This is a genomic window from Shewanella sp. SG41-4 (genome assembly GCF_014164505.1).
Classification (GTDB): domain Bacteria; phylum Pseudomonadota; class Gammaproteobacteria; order Enterobacterales; family Shewanellaceae; genus Shewanella.
The window spans coordinates 1-953 of the sequence record NZ_JACJFI010000704.1; the positions used below are offsets into that span (position 1 = coordinate 1).

General features: G+C 50.4%; 1 protein-coding gene. It reads right to left on the reverse strand.

The genetic code is table 11. The features are described 5' to 3' along the window. Positions 1–953: putative Ig domain-containing protein (locus H5202_RS23395; RefSeq protein WP_220493995.1), on the reverse strand; the 953-nt coding region annotated here is incomplete at both ends.

Here is a 953-nt window from a genome sequence, read left to right on the forward strand (position 1 = left end):
TGCCATCATTGACACTGATCACAATCCCGGAAGTGGTGCCCACATCCGCATTAGTTGGCGTACCGTTTAACAAGCCCGTTGCGACATTAAAGCTAGCCCACGTCGGTTTGTTGGTAATGCTAAAGCTTAAGCTATCACCGCTGTCGTCATCGCTAACATTTGGGGTAAAGCTGTAAACGCTGTCTTCATTGACTGAGGTCGCAGGACTGCCAGATATCACCGGCGCATCATTGGTGTTGGCCACGCTAATACTAAACGCGCTCAACGCGGTGGTTACCGTGCCATCATTAACACTGATCACAATACCAGAGGTCGTACCCACATCGGCATTGGTTGGCGTACCGCTTAACAGCCCCGTTGCGACATTAAAGCTGGCCCACGTCGGTTTATTAGTAATGCTAAAGCTTAAGCTATCACCACTGTCGTCATCACTGACACTTGGGGTAAAGCTGTAAACGCTGTCTTCATTGACTGACGTAGCAGGACTGCCAGATATCACCGGCGCATCATTAGTGTTGGCCACGCTGATACTAAACGCATTTAAGGCGATGGTTACCGTGCCATCGTTGACACTGATCACAATCCCTGAGGTCGTACCCACATCGGCATTGGTTGGCGTACCGCTTAACTGACCATTGGCGCTATTAAAGCTGGCCCACGTCGGTTTATTAGTAATGCTAAGGCTTAAGCTATCACCACTGTCGTCATCACTGACACTTGGGGTAAAGCTGTAGCCACTGTCTTCATTGACTGAGGTGTTAGGACTGCCGGAGATCACCGGCGCATCATTGGTGTTGGCCACGCTGATACTAAACGCGCTTAAGGAGCTGGTTACCGTGCCATCATTGACACTGATCACAATCCCGGAAGTGGTGCCCACATCCGCATTAGTTGGCGTACCGTTTAACAAGCCCGTTGCGACATTAAAGCTAGCCCACGTCGGTTTGTTGGTA